An 18,242-nucleotide genomic window follows, 5' to 3' on the forward strand; every position below is an offset into this window, starting at 1 on the left:
GCAGTCCGTGCGATTCGGATGTTAAAAATTCTGCGCTATAGTCGAGCAATGAATCGATTTCGGCTAGCGTTTATAGAAATACGAGCCGAATTAGCCGTTTTTGCGATAGCGTCATTGCTGGTTATTTACCTCGCAGCCGTTGGAATCTATATCTTTGAAAATCCTGCTCAGCCTCAAATATTTCGATCAGTGTTTGACGGCATCTGGTGGGCTGTCGCAACGCTAACAACCGTAGGCTATGGCGATGTATATCCGATCACTATGGGAGGTAAGGTGTTTACTTTCCTTGTTCTCGCAGTTGGGCTGGGTGTCGTGGCGGTCCCTTCCGCCCTGCTGGCTTCGGCGCTTTCTCGCACACGAACTCAAGAATGACAGCGATTGGTTGATATTTACATTGATTAACAGGGTTTAATTGAGTGCTATCTCCCGATAATGGTGTATAGCCCATTGGCGGAAAAAACAATTCGAGGCGTATGCTTTATTTTATTCATGTTGCCGAGATTAGTCTTGAGCGCCTGTATGTCGTTTGAGTCGCTTCGTATTGATGAGTAACTTTGGGCGTTCGTATTTGAATTCTTGCAGGTGACTGAAGGTCATGATGCTAGGAATTTATTTCGGTTGGGATGAGGGTTTGGGCACACCGTGGGCACAGGATGGGCACAGCGGTCCAAAACCAACAGGCGAAAAAAAACGGCAAGCCAGTAAGTAACTGATTTGCCGTTCTTTAAAGTGGTAGCGGGGGCAGGATTCGAACCTACGACCTTCGGGTTATGAGCCCGACGAGCTACCAGACTGCTCCACCCCGCAACTGATCTGCTGTCGTTTTCTCTATGACAGGGCGCGCATTATAGGAGCGGAAATTAATTCTTGCAAGCCCTATTGCCGAATAAGTTTAAATTAATGTGAATTAGTTTCGTTCAATACGGATTTGTCGGTATTTATAGGCTTTTTCGCTTAGCCCTGTAGTGGCTGCGCGAGTATCCATAAGCCCGCGCCGGTAAAGATCACCATTAACAGGAGCATGGGCAGTTGGCTAAGGCTGGCTTGGCGCTGGCTAGGGAAGCTGCGCAGGGCTTCGGCGTGGGCGAGGTATACGCTGGCGACGTGGCCGATAAGAATGAGCCACACCTGACTATTCCAGATAAGGCCCATGTCGGGGAGGATCGGCAGGCGCCCGCTAATGGCGGTGCCAAATAGATCCCAGCCCCAGCCGAAGGGATCCGATATGAGGCCGCGTACTTTTAGGCCCTGACTCAGTAGCAGGGTGTAGTAATGGGTAATGTGGTAGACCAAGGCGATGGGTAGCAAGCTGTAGCCAAAGCGCAGTGACAGTTCGGTAACGCTCAGCTCGCTGTGGGTGAGGCGTTTGCCCGCCCATAGGAAGAATAGAAATAAGTATAAATAAATAAAGGGTGAGAGTAGTAAGCAGATCATCTCGAAGGCGAGGTACCAAGGCCGCAGGGCGATATAAGCATGGAGTGGGTGCTGGCCAAGCAGTGGCTCAAGAATATGCAGCGGATCCTTCCAAAACAAATTGAACCATAGGCTGGTTTCGCGCAGACCGTCGTAAGCGGTTGACGACAGCATGAACAAAAGAAAGATCAGCAGGCTGCGGTGTTCAAGGCGCTGGTGTAATAAGCCGCTGAACGGCATGCACAGGCTTAACTTAGTTCGGCCCTTAGCGCTGGGGTCATAATGGATAGGTGCCATTTTAGCGATTAACTGGAACATCACGGAAAACATCTCACCGTAACGAAACCAGCTTTGGCTGCCGTAGCGCCACACGGCAAGGATGTTAATTGCGGTATAGGCAATAAGCACCAGAGACAGTGAGAAGGGTTTGGTATTGCCAAACAGCTCGACCAAGATGAAGGCCATATAAAGCACAACAGCCGGCCAGTAAGCGAGCTGGTGAGGGTAGGGGCGTCGGCCTTGACTGAATTTTTGTAGCGGGCTCAGCATGACGCGCCACGGATTTAGGTAATGGTACCAATTGCCAAAGATGGCGCTGAGGTAGCTAGCGCCCAAGGCAAAACTGATCCAGAAGAAGGTCATATTAAAATTGCGGTAGCGGTCTTGGTTGCCGATTAGGCCGCTGATGATCGCAAGGCCAAAGCTTAGTAGTACAAGTCCTTTTAGCAGGGCGCTTAACTTTAATTGAGTGAATGTCTTGGTGAGCCGGGGGTGGCCGACCGGCCATTGCCGAGCAGGACGTTTGGCGTGGTCGGCATTGTAAAAGTAAGCCAGTACAATGAAAGATAAGATGAGTGCTGCCATTGCCCCGTAGATATACATCCAATAGGGCATGGGAAGAACATAGGGCTCACCAAAGGAGTGCGCCTGCACGAGGCCGGGTGTTAGTAGTCCGGCGAGGCACAGGCTTGCGGTGTTGCCAGGGGGGCGCCTGCACATGTATGGCGAAGGCCTACAGGCTTGGCGTGGCCAGAGCAGGCTTATTTAGCACTGCTCAGATTCTCATTGCGGTTATAGGCGCGTTCCCACATTTTCACATAGGCTTCTGCTGAGTTGTATAGCGCGTCGATGGCTTCTTTGCCGCCTTCTAAGCGCACTTCTTCAACAAAGTCCGCGACCAGTCCGTAGTGGGACATGCCGGTTTCGTCGATATGCCAATATTTACCGCTGTCTGGGATTAATAGCATATCCACTGTTACTGGCTTAAAGCCGTTAAATTGTGGCCCCCAATCGTCGCCGCTAAAGAGTGTAAAGGGGTATTGAACTGGCTCAGAGTCGCCGCCACGGGGGCCGGGGTGACCACCAAAGCCGTTGGCGTCTGCGCCGTAGCCGAGGCCTAACACCTGATCACTGGCGCTAATTCCGGCCTTTGCCCGCCAGAATTTTAGCTTCTCTAAAAACTCTTTGTGCTTAATGCCGTTACCTTTATAAGGATAGATAACCCCGCCATTTTTCAGCATCTTTGCCGCTTGATCGCTGGTTAGGCCGCCATGAGCGTCGTGAGATGATGCCAGTGGGTATTTCGGCACTTCTTGGTCGGCGAGCTCGATCATAATGTCTTTGCTGTGATAGGCAGAGTGGTCGATATCAATCACCATGCCTCGCTTCATCAATGCGCGGAGTGCATGCTCGCCCAGGTCCGTCACGGTGCGGGCGTTGCAGCGCTGCCCTGGCGGGTAGGCTGGCACGGCGCCCGCACTGACTTCAAAAAATGCTTGGGACAGTGGGTCGTCGCCAGAGCCGGGAATGCCGGTGGCCATTTCCGCGCCGGGCGTGCGAACTAGCGGCTCGTCGGTAGGGTATTCACGGCACTCGGTGGTTTTGAAGAAGGCCTTGGTGTCCATGAAATTAAGCAGGTTCATGGTGCTTCCATTAAAGAGGCCGGCGCCGCCCAGTGAGCTGTTTATGTCGTGGAAAGGGTAGACATGGCGAACCCCTAAGTCCCAAAGACGCTGAATTTCAGCATCAATTTGTGCTTCGTCACAGTTGCGCTGTTCGATGTCACCGGGCAAAAAGGTTACGCCGCAGTCAAATACCTGAGCGACTTCAACGCCGAGGACCACGGCCATTTTGCCGTCATTAATGACTTCACGCGCTTCCTGAGGTGATTTTACGATGCGATACCAGCCTTTGCCGGGGCCGCCGTGCTGGGCGTCGATGTAGTCTTGTACTTCATACAGGTATTCAACTTGCTTAACGGCAACGCTCATGTCGTCGCAGTCAGCCTCGGGGTTAGCCGCAATGACTTTACCGACGTTACATAAGCCAGCGATGTTGGTGCCGTGGTTGACCATCAGACGCAGCCCGGACAAGTAGGCGCGTTCCACCCATTTGTAATACATCACTTGGTGGGTTAAATAGTCGCGGCGCGGCCAGTCCACAAACGTCGGCCAGCCTATCGTCTCGTGGCTGTCGGTCGGGTTTTCGCTAATAACATTATTGCCGTCTCGGATCCCGTTTGGGCCGTGTAGTTCTTCACAGTCCTCGAGCGCGTGGTCTACGCCAAAACGGTGAATCGGCGCGCCGTATAAAACGCCGCCAGCAGAGGGGCCAACGTCGCCTGCATAGGACATTTCATTCGACATACCCATGTGCGTGTGAATATCTGCAAAACCGATAATGGGTTTGTCTACGCCATTACCCTTGTAGGTTTCGCCGCTAATGGAAGTTGGCATTTCGGGGTAGCTGGTGCAGTTGATCGTGGGCGTAAATTTAAATTGAGCCGCTGGTTCAGTGCTGGCCGCGCCGGCAATAAGAGCACCACTGTCGTTGACCTGCAGGGTTTGGGTGGTGCTTTCTGAAACAATGTTAAAACTGTTGGTGCTGGTATCTAGGTCGATGGTCCAGATCGCAGCGTCGCTAGCCGCTTCTTCGCCGCTAACGGCGTCAGCCCCTGCGGTTAGCAGTCGTTTGTCCTTGGTGTAAAACAAGTATTTGCCCAGTGTCGCAGGCTGCATGAAAAATGCTTCAGCCCCAGCTGTGCGTGTCGCGGTGCTGGTATAGCCCGCTTCTGGCGTGGCGACGACATACTTTCCTGTTTTAACTGATTGCAATGCGTAGCAGCCGTTTGCCATGGCGAAGCGGGTTTGCGGCACTTCAGAGTTCGGTTTTGGTGTGTTGTGGCTGCTGGAGCTTGATGAGCTTGAACCGCCGCAGGCGCTAATCAATGTGAAGGATAGGAAAATGAAGGGCAGTAGGCGAGCATTCATAAAATCGACCGTATGTAGTGGCTGCAAATTAGTAAATGGCAAAGTCTCAGGGCTGCATTGTGTCTTGAAACTGCTGATGTAGTCAGTGCACACAGGGTACCCCAAATTGGCTTACCCGATAATAGCAATGTGGCAAATTTGTGACATTGGTGGCTTGCTGGGCTGTCGGCAAGGGCGGTCGTTCAGTGCTGAACTTTATTCGCTATGTATCTCAACTGGTTGATTATAATTAATAAAAGTGGAGTTAAGAGATGAAAATTGATGGCCCTTTCTACGCCCAGCTGAATAACGCAGCAACTGAGGCGGCTCGCCTCGCGGGTATTGGCTATGATGGAATTTATACTTTAGAGGGTAGTACAGACCCATTTTTACCCTTGGTGTTGGCGAGTGAACATGCGCCGGAGCTGGATATCGCCACCGCAATCGCCGTGGCATTTCCGCGCAACCCCTCCCACATCGCCTACCAAGCCTGGGATTTACAGACATATTCGAAGGGTAGGTTCAGCCTCGGTATTGGCTCGCAAATAAAGCCCCATATTGAAAAACGTTTTGGCCTTGCTTTTGATCCAGCCGCGGCACGCATGCGGGAGTATATTCTGGCGGTGAAGGCGTTCTTTGATTGTTGGCAGTACGAAAAGCCGCTTAATTTTGAGGGGGAGTACTACCGCCATACCTTGATGACACCGATGTTTAATCCCGGCCCTAATCCCTACGGTATCCCCCCTATTATGCTCGGCGCCTTCGGTCCGAAAATGACCGAGGTTGCAGGCGAGGTCGCCGACGGCTTGATTGTGCACCCGTTTAATACCCTGCCCTTTATCAATGAGCTTACTCTACCAGCGGTAGCGCGGGGTCTCGAAAAATCCGCGCGTGTACGTAGCGACTTTTGTTTGCAGATTAATGCCATTGTTATCACCGGTGAAAGTGACGAGGAATACCGTGCGGCTGAGGCAAGCGTTAAGGGCTTGCTTGGCTTTTATGGGTCGACACCGGCTTACCGACCGGCAATGGACGCTGTTGGCCTTGGTCATTTACAGCCGTTGCTTAATACGCTTTCTAAGGAAGGCAAGTGGGATGAATTGGCAGAGAGCGTAAACGATGAATTTTTGGATGCGTTTACTACCCGAGGGCAGCCTGAAGACATTGCCGATTTGTTAAAAGTGAAGTATGGGGAGCACGCAGATCGATTAGCGATTTATGCTCCTTATCAGGCGAGCGATGAATTATGGCGGGCCATTGTCGCGGATTTACACAGCTAAAATCTGGTCGAGAATTTTTTTTGGCTGTACTTTAACAGTACAGCCGGAAGTGTTGCCTTAGTCTGTTTTGGGTGGGTAGTTGCGTAGATGAACATCTTGCTGGGGATAGGGAATGGTAATACCTGCGGCCTTAAATGCATCCCAAATAGCAAAGAGTAATTGGGAGCGCAGGTCGGCTTTGCCGACATCGCCGCGAATGCGGGAGTGAAACTGTACGCGAATCATCAGTGCTGAATCGCCATATTCCCATAGCAGCACTTTTGGGCCGGGATCTTCAAGCACGGCGGGGTGCTCAAGGAGCAGGTCTTTAATGAGTTTTACCGCTTGATGGGGATCGTCGTCATAGCTGATGCCGACCATAAGTATGGTGCGCATCACGTCGTCGCCACGGGTCCAGTTGGTGAAGGGCTTGGTAATCACTGCGGAGTTAGGGATGATGACCTCTTGGTTGTCGAAGGTTTTCACCGTCAGCGAGCGTATGCCAATGCGGGTCACTTCGCCCTCGTATTTGTCGACATTCACTAAGTCAGTGGTTGCCAGCGGCCGCTCTACCAGCAGTAGTATGCCGCTAATAAAATTGACCACAATCTGTTGCATGCCAAAGCCGATGCCTACACCCATCGCGCCAGCAAATACGGTTAGTGCGGTAAGGTCTAGGCCGATAATTTTCATGGCTAAGACGAGACCTAAGACCACGACAAAATATTGGGTGAAGGTCGATAAGCTATTGCGAATGCCCTGGTCGCTGACGCCGGTATACACCCAGCGGTAACTGACTTGTTTGCTCCAGCCCGCGCCCCAGATTGCTACAAACAAAACCAGTAACGCTAAGGCAAAGGTCTTAACTTTAATGGCGGTGGCGCCTGCCATAAATAAGGTGGTGTCGAGTGCAATCGGGATATAACGCACCACGGGGGTTTGCATATTCCACTCATAAAGGCTGAACAAGAGTTGGGCGCCAAGCACTACGCTGAATAAAACGGCAATGCGATAGAGTGGGCCGAGAATATATTGTCGCCAATAGGTCGCAGAATCGTGATCGCGGCGGTCAAACCAGCGTCCAGCAGCCTTAAAGCACGCCCGTAAAATATTGCGAACAAAGTGTAAACCAACGGCAACAACAAACAGCCAGCCAAGGCGCTTGGCTACGGCTTGGGCTAAATTAACGTAGCCGAACAATCCGGTGATCGCACAGACAAGCAGTAGCAGGGGAACCAGCAGGGTAAAGCTGCGTAGCATTTTTGATTCAAGTGTACCTGCCACGCCCTCGAGTAAAAGCCGCCGCAAATGCAGCAGTGGCACGGTGATAAATAATAGGCAAAGCATCGACAGGCGATCAATGGCGTCGATCACAGTCGGCGACAATGCCACGGTGTGGGCTATAACCATCCCACCACTAAGGAGGGCGCTGAGAATAATTACCCAGCGAGTTTCCATCAGAAGAACGGCGGTCTTTTCGCGGCTGAGTTCGGGTGTGTAGTGGTCAAGTAAATTATTGATAAAATCCAATGACAGTTTGACCACAGGGAAAATAAGCAGCGGCGTTAGCAGTAAAATAAGATCTGATTCCCGCAGGCTTAATAGCGAGCCAACAATAAGGACAAAGATGGGGGGCAGTGTGCCGAGTAAATTTCGATGGATAATCGAGAGTGGTACCCATGCCGCTGCTTCTTCGTTATCGGCCCGGGCTTGGACCTGCTGCAGTTGTTTGGCAAGGAGGCGGCGGCCTTGAATGCCGGCGAACAGTAAGCCGATCAGCGTGAGGGCGCAGAGGCCTTTGACGCCGTCATCGCTGCGGGAAAATGCTTTGCCGGTATTGACTAGCGCTTGTTTTAGGGCCACCCCGACTCGAAGCGGTAGGCTTAGCAGATTCCTGCCGAGTTGGCTCCATGCCTGCTGGTCAGATGGTAGCTCCCGTAAAATAAGGAGTTCGGTGCTGGCATTTCCCGCCAGGTCATTACGGTAAACCTGCTTCACTTCGTCAAGTTTGGCAATTAAGCTAGCCACGGCGTTTTCGTCTTGCTCAGCGAGCGTAATAAGCTCAGTGATAAGCGTCAGGCGCTGCTGAAATGTGCTGTCTACGCCACTGACAATTTCGCCTTGCTGACGAATAATTTTACTTTGATCCTTGAACTGCTCGTGTTTTTGTTTAATGAGCTTTTGTTGATCGCTCAGGCCGTCGCGCAGCTTTTCAATATTGTCGAGGGCTTTTTCGATCACCCGCACGGGGGTGGCCTGTGATCCGCTGAATATTGCCAGCGATTGCAGCATGCGTTCGGCCTGCAAGCGTACTATTTTGAGTTGATAAAATTCCGCCCGCTCTTCAGACGCCAATGCGGTTAGTTCAAGTAAGCGACGTCTTGCACGATCGACGGGGAGATCGCCGGTCAAGAGGGTGGCGTCCCGTCGCGCGGCAGAGGCGGTGTTGAGCAGCGCGTCTACTTTGTCTTGAATTGCGAGGCTTTCGCGGCTCGGCTTTTTGCGGCTGGCATCGAGATCGGGTAGCTCAAAACGAGCTTGTAGCAGATTGAGACGCTGCCGTGATAAGGCGACGCGGGTTTGGAAACGGTCATTTAGGCGTTCGAGTCGGTCAATGAGGGTGTGCAGCAGTTCGCGTTGCTCATACATGCCTTGCAGGTGTAATTGCTTGGCACTTTCCTCTTCTGGGGTCGCTGGGTTGCGCGATTCCGTGTCGGCAATGTCGGCGTCTAACTGAGTTAGCTTGTTACGGCGCGCCTTTAATCGGGTTTTTAAGCCGCTCTCTCGAGAGCGCAATGAGGCGAGGTCAAGTCGCGCATCTTCTAAAACACTGGGCGTAATACTATTGGTGAGCGCGGATTCGGCGCTGCGTAAACGCTCCCGGTCTCGTAGGATGTCGCCGTCAATTTGCACGAGTTCCTGGCTGATGTCAGCCTCTGCTCGGGCTATACGCTCCCGTTCGTCATCTTGGGCAATAACGAATCCGCTCAAGCTAATGAGTAGGAGGCTGGTAATTACCTTGGCCGGAATTAATTTAGGCATTGTTTATTTAATTCCTATAAATTGTTGCAAGGTTGTCTGCCAGTCGCTGCTGCGGGTGACCTCAAGTAGGCTGCGATTAAGATTTTCGCGCTCCTCAAAACCAGATCGCAATCCAAGGGCATAGTCTTGCTTGCTGCCGGAAAAGCTCAGCACCTCTATATTAGCGGTGTCGTTACGCAACAAATACCGCATCACGGCTTCGTCGTAGACAAGGGCATCGGCCTGGCCATTCTTTAATGCGCTCAATCCCGCTTCCGGATCAGTTACGCTGATCGCTCGGATTCCTCGTGTGGCAAGTGCTTGCTCACCAGTCGAGCCGCCTACTACAAGGGTCCGAACGCGGTCTAAATCTTCCACCCCATCCACTGCGGTGCGCATTTGGTTTAGGGTCACCGATGAGGCAATGGCGGCGGTAAAGCTGGAAATAGTGATGACACTCACAAACATCCAAACTGTCGCTAGCAGCCGTCCCGTGCGGGTTATGGGGGCTTTGTCACCGTAACCAACAGTAGTCATCGTTACCGCGGACCACCAAAACCCGTTGCCAATACCGTCCGCTACGCTGCCGCCAAATTGCTCAGGATTACGCTTGTGCTCGACCAGCCACAGCAGCGCGCCTACGACGAGTAGCAGAACGGCAAGAATCCCCACCGCATTGAGAAAGGCGGGAGAAATCAATTGCACCAAAAGCGTGGTCCAGCCGCTACTTTTGATCGGGGTCGCAATGCCTAGGCCGGTAGAAAAGAAGGAGTAGCTGAAGTCGATGAGTTGCTCGCGCTCAGGGGTCATGGATAGGGCGCCGACGGCAACATCGATGTTTTCATTTGCGAGGGCGTCTATTTGCGCCTTGGCTGACTTCATTGGCACCCACTGGGTTTCCCAGTTCTGCTGGCGCGCGATATTTTTCCACAATTCAACGGAAATGCCGGTCCACTCGCCCGATTCTGCTTGCATGGCGAACGGCGGCACTGATTTTACGCCGACCCGCATGAGCTGCTGGGCCTGCGCAACAGAGCTAAGGGTGCACAGTATGATTAGGGCGCCGAAAAAAGCCTTCATAATTTCTCCCAATGATATTCAATGCTCAGCGGCTGAGCATGGCATTTCTGTAAAAAATGCGGTTTACGTCAAAAAGCCATCATTCCGATCAGTTTGTCTGCCTTTTTGGCCCCGTTATTGGCTGGTTTACCGTGGTTGCAGGGCAAAATTAAACATAGCACATGCTGGAGATTTCGAGTGTTGTGCGTGGTTTTTGGCCTTTCTCAGACATTACTGGGGGTGGTCGATGTAAAGTCGATCTAGCTATTACGGATTCACTCTTTTTTGCAGCTAATCTAATTCGTTTGTTTGTGGCTTCTATAGCAGTTCTGAGGCGAAGTGTTTGACACGGCACAACAACTCTATAAGCTGATAATGTTAATTAATGTGCATTGGAATGGCGCGCCAGCTGGTGTGCGGAGGAATACGCTCGTGAATAAGATAATACCGGTCCTTTTGATGGCCTTGGCACTTGCCGCCTGTGGTGGCGGTAATTCTCCAAGTGCCCCAGCTCAAAGCCCTAATCCTAATCCGGGCAACACCGCTGATGACAAAGCGCGGGTTCAGGTGATATCGAACCGACCTGATCTGGTTTCAGCTGGTGATGTATTGATTGAGGTTGTGCTGGCGGATGCCGCAGCGGCTGATGAGTTAGTGTTACTGCGAAATAACAGTGACGTCACAAGTGTGCTGCAAGCCACAGCAGATAACCCGCTGCGTCTATTGGGCGTGGTCGACGGTTTGAGTGTGGGCGAGAACACCATTAGCGCCAATATTGGTAATAGCGTCACCGTGGTTAACCACCCGTCCGGTGGGCCAGTCTTTACTGGGCCGCATATTCAGCCTTGGGTATGCCAAGATGGCGCGGTCGATGAAGCGTGTAATCAGGCCGCCGAGTATCACTGGTTGTATAAGTCGACCAATCCGATGCAGTCTGGACTGCAAGATTACGACCCAGAAAATCCCGCGACCGATGTGGCGATGACCACAACCGATAGCGGCGAAACGGTTCCGTTTATTGTGCGCAAGGAAATTGGCTATCAGGCGCGTGATCAATACACAATTTTCACCTTGTACAAAGTTGGTGATGATTGGACGCCGGTTCAGCCTCAGCCTCAGTGGAATCGTCGCCTCTTGGTCACTCATGGCGGTAATTGCCGTGGGGACCACGATACCAGTTCAGCACGTACAGACGACTATGCGGGTACTATTCCGGGTAACCCGTTAATCGAGCAGTCTTATATTACGGCTTTGGGTCTAGGTTGGTCGGTTCTCTCTACCGCGCAGCTAAACCTTGGTCATAACTGTAATCTGAGCTACCAAGCAGAATCCTTGATGATGGCCAAGGAACGTTTTATTGAGCAATACGGTGAGCTTAGATATACCGTGGGCACTGGCTGCTCTGGCGGCGCGATTACACAAAATATGATTGCTAATGCCTATCCGGGTTTGTATCAAGGCTTGCTAACCACTTGCACCTACCCTGATGTTATGAGTACCGCAACTCAGTTTGCTGACTACCACATACTGCTAAAATATTTTGGGCTTACAGCCGACAACCCGGTGGCGCCAACAACTCGTGACGGCACGGTCTTTACTGCTTCCCAGCAGAATGAAGTGTACGGTCACTTGAACGGTATCGTAAATGCCTCACTTGCTGATTCCGCGTTGTTTGCCGAGGCGGTAGATCCTGCGTCGTCGTGCGGCGGGGTGACTGAAGAGGAGCGCTTTAATAAAGACACCAATCCCGGCGGGGTGCGCTGTGACGTGCTCACCTTTATGGAGAATATGATTGGTGCGCGCGAGCGCTACCCAGCGGAAGATCCATTGCGCGACCACTGGTCACAGATGGAGCAAGATCTCGGTTATGGTTTTGCGGGATTTCCACTGGGTAATGAGGGCGTGCAATATGGTTTAATTCCGCTGCAGCAAGGTCTCATTAGCCCCGCTCAATTTTTGGCGCTGAATACCAATATTGGCGGTTTAGATCCTAGCTTAAATGTAACCAAAGGCCGCTTAAAGCCGGATTATCCTGCGCTGCCTAACGCTTACCGTACCGGTATTTTGAACACCATCGTGAATATGGATACCGTGCCCATTATCAATATGACGGGCCCTGACCCAGGCGCTGCACATGACAGTGTGCACGGCTATTGGGTGCGCTGGCGCCTTGAGCGGGAGTTTGGTCACCGCGACAACTTTGTTCACTGGGGTGGTGCTACGGCCTTGATAGGAGACGCCAATTACATGAATCAGTCGCTGGTCGCTATGGCCTCGTGGTTGGATGCCATTGAGGCAGATGTCAGCGAGACGCCGCTGGCGCAGAAAATTATCGCTAACAAGCCGGCAAGTGTGCAGGATCAATGTAACGGCGTACCTGGCCAAATGTGTCCAGAAGAGTTAATGCTGGTATTTGGCACGCCGCGCACCCAGGCCGGTGCCGACAAGTACGGGGATCAGGTGCAGTGCCAACTGAAACCTTTCAGCCGCAGCGATGATTACGGCCCATTTGCTAGCACTTGGGGCGAAGCCGATTGGGCACTATTGGAGGAAACCTTCGCGACCGGTGTTTGTGATTGGACGAAGCGGCCACTCGAATGGCAGCGGACAGTAACGTGGTTGAAGTACCAAGACGACAAAGGTGATGTTATTACTGGTGGTGAGCAAATGACGCCGGCTGATTTCCCCGCAGGCTGGGCGAGTCCGGCCTTTTATAAAACGTGGGAGCCTACTTGGCAGCAGCCCTAAATATCGGGTGACGAGCTAGTCGGCGTGGAGGCGAGATAAGCAATTATCTCGCCTTTTTTTGTTTTATAAAGGTGGCAAGCGAGGGTGCTACTCAGGCTCTACGTCGCCTAGTAAGTTGGTGTTGATAAGAGAGTAAAGCTGCTCGGCAAGGGCTTTGAGTTGCTGTGCATCTTCTGGCGACATGGCGATTTGGCCGGTGATGTTGTCTGGCGTCTTCTTGGCGCGATCGGCGAGCCTTTTTCCCTGCGGTGTTAGCACAATGACTTTTTGGCGTGAGTCATTACTCGACTTGGCGATAGTTACTAATTGCTTACTCTCTAAGCGCTTGAGTATGGGGGTGAGCGTGCCGGCGTCAAAGCGTGTGCGCTGCACCAGATTCTTAATAATAACCGTGTCTTCATCCCACAAGGCCAGCATGACCAAATATTGGGCGTAGGTCAGCCCAAGCTGATCAAGCAGCGGTCGATACGCTCGAATCAGCGCATTGGTAGCGGAATAGAGCGAATGGCAAATCTGATTCTTGAGCTTGAGGGCGGGGATGTCAGTCAATGTTGTTCTCCGAAGTCCAAAATATTTTGCGCGCAAATCATTGACAGGTCAATGTTTGCCTGCCATTATTTTGCGCACAAAGTAATTTTGGTAATCGTGCTCCGAGCAGTCGCTCGGGGAAAATGAGAGGAATAAGACCATGAAAATCGCCTTTTCGGTAATCGGCGTTCTTGTTGTGCTGTTTTTTGCTAGGGTGATTATTCAGGGTAATCAGGTGCCTGAACTTGGCGTGAAAGACGGCAAGTTGGCGGAAATCAGCAGCAAGCCGAATAATGTTTCTAGCCAGGCGGATGACCCGGCAAAGAAAGTAGCTGCCCTGCCATTTAAAGACTCCCAAGAAAGCACCATGGCGGCCTTGAAGAGCGCGGTAGCGAGCTATGGCGGCGGAAAAATACAGGCTGAATCTGACGATTATCTTTATGTGGTATTTACAACCTCGTTAATGCGTTACCGCGACGATGTCGAGTTTTGGTTAGATACCGAAAATCAGCAAGTTCACTACCGCTCATCAAGCCGAGCGGGCTATTCAGATATGGGGCTTAACCGTAAGCGTTACGACAAAATCGCTGAATTGTATCAGGCGATTTAGCTAACAATATTTCGGCCTAAAGCTAATTAAATAAACGAATATTTTTATGCCCTGCCTGTGATCGCGGAGCAAAGTCAAAGGAGTTACTTATGTTAAAAGCACAATACACCGAGCGCGGGCCAATTCCACAGAACTCAATTACTGCCGTGGAGTTTGAGGCCCCCGCGCTGGCCGAAGACGAGGCCCTAGTAGAGTTAATCGCCTCGCCAATTAACCCCTCAGACGTACTGACCCTTACTGGCGAATACGGCATTTTGCCACCCCTGCCAGCCATTGGTGGCAACGAGGGCGTGGGCAAAATCGTGAAGCTTGGCGGCAAAGGTCCCGCTGTTGGTCAAACCGTTATGTTGCCGGTAGGTATTGGCACTTGGGCCACCCACATGGTTTGTAAAACCGCGCAACTTATTCCCGTGCCGAATGAAGCTGATCCGAAACAGCTGGCAATGATGAGTATTAATCCGCCAACCGCACTGCTGATGCTTGAGCAGTTTGTTGATCTGCAAGCGGGTGATTGGGTTATTCAAAACGCCGCTAACTCAGGAGTAGGTAGCTACCTTGTTCAGCTTGCTAAAATTAAAGGCCTGAAAACGATCAATATTGTTCGCCGCGAATCTGCTGTCGAAGGCGTAAAAAACCAAGGTGGCGATGCTGTGCTGGTCGACGGCCCTGGCCTCGCCAAGGAGGTCGCAAAGATTACCGGTGATAAACTGCCGAAGCTTGCGATTGACGCCATTGGTGGCGCGGCAACAGATCGCATTGGCGCCTGTCTCGCGGTGGGTGGCACCTTGGTGAACTACGGCTTGATGAGCGGTGAACCCTGCCAATTGTCGGCAAAATCTTTGGTATTTAGCGACGTTACGCTCAAAGGTTTCTGGTTGGCACGCTGGTTCCGCACTGCCACTCCTGAAGAGCAAATGGCCGTTTTTGGTCAGATCACGAAGTACATTATTGAAGGTAAATTGCATACCCCAATCCATGCTGAATACCCCGTTAGCGAAATCAAGCAAGCCGTTGCAGCGGCGGCCGAGGGTGGTCGTGACGGTAAGGTATTAGTGGTGGGCTGATGCTGATGTAGTACTGGTAATTGTACAGGTACAAGTGAAGAGGCGAGCCAGCAGTGGTTCGCCTTTTTTTATGTGTAATTCAGTGCTTGGCTAGGGTAGTGAGATGCAGGATATCTCCAGCCAGTTTTAAGCGGCATATGTAATGGCGCTGAGCAAACGGGTTTGTCGCGTGTGGTGAGCTAATCAGCCAAATGCTATTCTGCCACGAATTGAGCGATAAAAATGGCGAGAGTAAATGACGGGCAATTGTAATATCATCTACATTTCCCACGGCGCTGGGCCAATGCCCTTGCTAGGCGATCCCGGTCATAGTGAAATGGTGGCGAGCTTGCAAATCCTTGCCAAGGGCATGGCAAAGCCAAGCGCGGTGCTTGTTATTAGCGCCCACTGGGAGGCGCAAATTCCCACTATCACCGCCGGCAAAAAACCACCGCTAATTTATGATTACGGCGGCTTCCCGCCTGAGGCCTATCAAATTCAATATCCTTGCGCGGGGGAGCCAAAGCTTGCAAGGAAAATACATCGAGCACTTACTGATGCAGGTATTACCGCTACGACTGACCCCCGGCGTGGCTACGATCACGGTATGTTTGTACCGCTGAAAATAATGTACCCAGACGCTGCAATACCCTGTGTACAACTCTCATTGAAACAATCATTGAATGCCGCTGACCACCTTGCAATAGGCCGCGCCTTGCAATCACTGCAATGGGACAATTTACTCGTGATTGGCTCAGGCGCGTCGTTTCACAATATACCGGCATTCTTTTCGGCAGCGCCAGATGAGCTCGATCAGAAAAATGCAGCCTTTGAAAAATGGTTAACTGAAACCCTCGCCAGTGAGGGCATAAGTGAAGCTGACCGAAACACACGCTTAACACATTGGGAAAACGCACCCTTTGCTCGTTTTTGTCACCCAAGAGAAGAGCATCTACTGCCGCTGCACGTTTGTTATGGCATGGCTGAAAGTGCCTGCGACGAAGCTATCCCAACAACAATTATGGGTAAGCAGGCACTGATGTTTCGGTGGTCAGTTGAGGATTGAATGCGGGTTGGTTTTCCGCGATATGGGATTGTTGGCGATCAGTTCGTTGCGGCGGGTCGAGTGATGTACCGCTTGGTCGAGGTTGAAGCCTTTGAGGAAAGCTGCCTCCGCCGATCCACCAGCAGCCTCAAAATCAAGCAGCAAATCCCTTCGGTGTCGTCCATTTAAGGGGGGCACCGTCGCTAAGCATCACTAGCTCAGCGCTGGAACGACAAAGAAGGTTAAATATATCAAAAAAGCAACATTTAAGTTGCTTTTTCTGTTTCTGATGTGGCGAACCACGCAAAAGCAACTAATAAGTTGCCTTTGGTGGCGTGGGCAACTAATGTATTGCTATTATCAGTAAAAGCAACCTACGTGTTTACAGCGATGAATTCGATACTCGACCAAATAAAACAGCGGCGACTGACGCTAGGCCTCAAACAGAACGATATGATGTTGCGGGTAGGTGTATCTCGTCAGCAATATCAGCGCCTGGAGTCCAAAGGAAATCCTCGATTAGACACCTTGGAGTTGATCGCGAAGGGTTTGAATAGCGAACTTATGCTCATACCAAAGGAAAAGCTTGGCGCGGTTATGGCCCTACTTGAACAGCAGAGTTCCGAGTCAGGCACGATAAATGTGTCTCAGGCGGAAAAGCCTTTAAATGAAGAAGCGAAGAAAAGTCTTTCAGATGATCCGTGGCAGGATTTACTGGGGGATGAATCATGAGCGAAGCACAAGTCGATGAAATAAATGTACTCAAGTTGAGCTTGCACGAAAGGCTGCTTGGCTATTTGGCTGGCTTTCAAGGCGGTAGAAATGTGCTGAGCTTCGCCGATGAATTCAGAAGTGATGCAGCTCGTCCTACATTTAGTTTGATTACCCACCCAGCGTTTCCTCGTTCCGAAAAAATAATGTCGGAGCCGTGGGCAAGAAACCAAAGATTGCATCCTACGCTCTCCAATTTACTTCCGGAGGGATCCTTGCGGGAGTTGATTGCGCAAGGGCTCAAAGTCCACATCGACAACGAGTTCCATCTTCTCTCATATTTAGGTGCTGACCTCCCAGGCGCTTTGGTCGCTGAGCCGATGGAGCCTGACGATGTTCCTGATAGTGTTCTCAATTCTCACGGCAAAGCTCGTGCAATAAGGTTTGACAAAGTATCGCCAGAAAATAAATTTTCCCTGGCTGGCGTTCAGATGAAATTTTCTATGAAGGAAAGGGATGGCCGCTACAATCTTTCCAAAGGCGATGTCTTGGGGGATTGGATTGTAAAAACCCCGTCCACTAAGCATAAAGATGTGCCAGTGAACGAATACACCGCAATGAAACTTGCGGAATTAGTTGGCGTCAACATTCCAGAAATTAAGCTTGTCGAATTGAGCAAGCTCGACAATCTTCCTCAGATAAACCTGCCTGATGAAAAACTAGCCTTCGCAATCAAGCGGTTTGATCGCGATGATAGTGCGCGTATCCATACGGAAGACTTTGCCCAGGTACTAGTTAAATACGCCCATGAAAAATACAACTCAGCAAACTACGAACAAATCGGCAGGATCATCTACGGTTATTCTGGTGACGGATTGGCCGATGCACAACAATTCGCAAGGCGCTTGTTAACTAACATACTTCTCGCCAACGGTGATGCACATCTAAAAAATTGGAGTTTGATCTATTCAGATAAAATCACACCAAGGATTTCGCCAGCCTACGATATTGTTACTACAAGCGTATATATCGATGGCGAGCGTAATTTCGCACTCAATTTAGCAAAGACTAAAGATTGGTATGAGGTCTCAATGGCAAGTTTTCAGTTGTGGGCTGATCGTGCAGAAATTCCATGGAGAGTAATTAAACCTCACTTAGATGACGTTATGGACAAGGCCAGAACTCTTTGGCGAGAAGCAATTGAAGATCTTCCAATGAATGAGATGCACAAGAAAAAATTGGAGGAGCATTGGGGCAAATTGCATGAGGATTTTAGAATTAAATAGATTTTGAAAGTGGCAGGATTGCTAAACACTTCGCCTAGCAATCGACGATACTTCAAGCTATATACTTTTCCCGCCGTTCCGAGCAACGTCTTCGCGGATCCACCGCCAAATCAAACAAGGTGAGATGAGTGCCGTTCCCCGACTATGGGGCACAGCCGATGCCCAAGAATCCTATGGACGCTACAGACACAAAAAAACCCAGATTTACTGGGGTTTCAGGCCTTCCTTGGTCTCCCTTGGAAGTATTTTTGGTGGGCCGGCGTCACTTTAA

14 protein-coding genes and 1 tRNA gene are annotated in these 18,242 nt (G+C 51.1%); 9 read left to right on the plus strand and 6 right to left on the minus strand.

The genetic code is table 11. The features are described from left to right. On the plus strand, nucleotides 1–372 hold a 372-nt coding region (locus tag ABYT30_RS06920; RefSeq protein ID WP_373095746.1), incomplete at its 5' end, for a potassium channel family protein. A 358-nt stretch (nucleotides 373–730) separates the two neighbouring features. On the opposite strand, the gene ABYT30_RS06925 is transcribed toward ABYT30_RS06920, so the two are convergent. The 3 genes from ABYT30_RS06925 to ABYT30_RS06935 all read right to left on the minus strand — a co-directional run bounded on the left by ABYT30_RS06925 (nucleotide 731) and on the right by ABYT30_RS06935 (nucleotide 4,682). Continuing rightward, nucleotides 731–807 (minus strand) — tRNA-Met (locus ABYT30_RS06925). Between the two features lie 147 nt (nucleotides 808–954). Next, nucleotides 955–2,412, minus strand: coding sequence for a hypothetical protein (locus tag ABYT30_RS06930; protein WP_373080961.1), 1,458 nt, complete (start codon nucleotides 2,410–2,412; stop codon nucleotides 955–957). A 41-nt stretch (nucleotides 2,413–2,453) separates the two neighbouring features. Then, nucleotides 2,454–4,682, minus strand: a complete 2,229-nt coding sequence (locus ABYT30_RS06935; RefSeq protein ID WP_373080963.1) for a peptidase M19 — start codon at nucleotides 4,680–4,682, stop codon at nucleotides 2,454–2,456. Nucleotides 4,683–4,933: 251 nt separating this feature from the next. Here ABYT30_RS06935 and ABYT30_RS06940 point away from each other — a divergent pair, with 251 nt between their 5' ends. After that, nucleotides 4,934–5,941: a TIGR03617 family F420-dependent LLM class oxidoreductase gene (locus ABYT30_RS06940; RefSeq protein WP_373080965.1), complete on the plus strand. Its 1,008-nt coding sequence runs from the start codon at nucleotides 4,934–4,936 to the stop codon at nucleotides 5,939–5,941. Between the two features lie 57 nt (nucleotides 5,942–5,998). On the opposite strand, the gene ABYT30_RS06945 is transcribed toward ABYT30_RS06940, so the two are convergent. Continuing rightward, nucleotides 5,999–8,962 carry a mechanosensitive ion channel domain-containing protein gene (locus tag ABYT30_RS06945; RefSeq protein WP_373080967.1) on the minus strand — a complete coding sequence of 988 codons (2,964 nt, stop codon included), beginning with the start codon at nucleotides 8,960–8,962 and terminating at the stop codon, nucleotides 5,999–6,001. 3 nt (nucleotides 8,963–8,965) lie between these two features. Beyond that, nucleotides 8,966–10,021 carry a transporter substrate-binding domain-containing protein gene (locus tag ABYT30_RS06950; protein WP_373080969.1) on the minus strand — a complete coding sequence of 352 codons (1,056 nt, stop codon included), beginning with the start codon at nucleotides 10,019–10,021 and terminating at the stop codon, nucleotides 8,966–8,968. A gap of 411 nt (nucleotides 10,022–10,432) precedes the next feature. On the opposite strand from ABYT30_RS06950, the gene ABYT30_RS06955 reads away from it, so the two are divergent. After that, nucleotides 10,433–12,748 carry a DUF6351 family protein gene (locus ABYT30_RS06955; RefSeq protein ID WP_373080970.1) on the plus strand — a complete coding sequence of 772 codons (2,316 nt, stop codon included), beginning with the start codon at nucleotides 10,433–10,435 and terminating at the stop codon, nucleotides 12,746–12,748. 87 nt (nucleotides 12,749–12,835) lie between these two features. On the opposite strand, the gene ABYT30_RS06960 is transcribed toward ABYT30_RS06955, so the two are convergent. Next, nucleotides 12,836–13,297: a MarR family winged helix-turn-helix transcriptional regulator gene (locus tag ABYT30_RS06960; protein WP_373080972.1), complete on the minus strand. Its 462-nt coding sequence runs from the start codon at nucleotides 13,295–13,297 to the stop codon at nucleotides 12,836–12,838. Nucleotides 13,298–13,436: 139 nt separating this feature from the next. Here ABYT30_RS06960 and ABYT30_RS06965 point away from each other — a divergent pair, with 139 nt between their 5' ends. The 6 genes from ABYT30_RS06965 to ABYT30_RS06990 all read left to right on the plus strand — a co-directional run bounded on the left by ABYT30_RS06965 (nucleotide 13,437) and on the right by ABYT30_RS06990 (nucleotide 17,971). Beyond that, nucleotides 13,437–13,886: a DUF1499 domain-containing protein gene (locus tag ABYT30_RS06965; RefSeq protein WP_373080973.1), complete on the plus strand. Its 450-nt coding sequence runs from the start codon at nucleotides 13,437–13,439 to the stop codon at nucleotides 13,884–13,886. Nucleotides 13,887–13,975: 89 nt separating this feature from the next. Beyond that, nucleotides 13,976–14,950 carry a zinc-dependent alcohol dehydrogenase family protein gene (locus ABYT30_RS06970; RefSeq protein ID WP_373080975.1) on the plus strand — a complete coding sequence of 325 codons (975 nt, stop codon included), beginning with the start codon at nucleotides 13,976–13,978 and terminating at the stop codon, nucleotides 14,948–14,950. Nucleotides 14,951–15,185: 235 nt separating this feature from the next. Continuing rightward, nucleotides 15,186–15,995: a class III extradiol ring-cleavage dioxygenase gene (locus ABYT30_RS06975; RefSeq protein WP_373080976.1), complete on the plus strand. Its 810-nt coding sequence runs from the start codon at nucleotides 15,186–15,188 to the stop codon at nucleotides 15,993–15,995. Continuing rightward, nucleotides 15,996–16,163 carry a hypothetical protein gene (locus tag ABYT30_RS06980; RefSeq protein ID WP_373080978.1) on the plus strand — a complete coding sequence of 56 codons (168 nt, stop codon included), beginning with the start codon at nucleotides 15,996–15,998 and terminating at the stop codon, nucleotides 16,161–16,163. 201 nt (nucleotides 16,164–16,364) lie between these two features. Continuing rightward, nucleotides 16,365–16,706 (plus strand): helix-turn-helix domain-containing protein, encoded by a 342-nt coding sequence (locus ABYT30_RS06985; protein ID WP_373080980.1) that lies wholly within the window; start codon nucleotides 16,365–16,367, stop codon nucleotides 16,704–16,706. Beyond that, complete coding sequence (locus tag ABYT30_RS06990) at nucleotides 16,703–17,971, plus strand: type II toxin-antitoxin system HipA family toxin (protein WP_373080982.1); 1,269 nt, start codon at nucleotides 16,703–16,705, stop codon at nucleotides 17,969–17,971. The genes ABYT30_RS06985 and ABYT30_RS06990 overlap by 4 nt, the downstream gene beginning before the upstream one ends. Nucleotides 17,972–18,242 lie beyond the last annotated feature (271 nt).

It is taken from the genome of Zhongshania sp., from assembly GCF_041623545.1.
In the GTDB taxonomy this organism is placed as follows: Bacteria; Pseudomonadota; Gammaproteobacteria; order Pseudomonadales; family Spongiibacteraceae; genus Spongiibacter.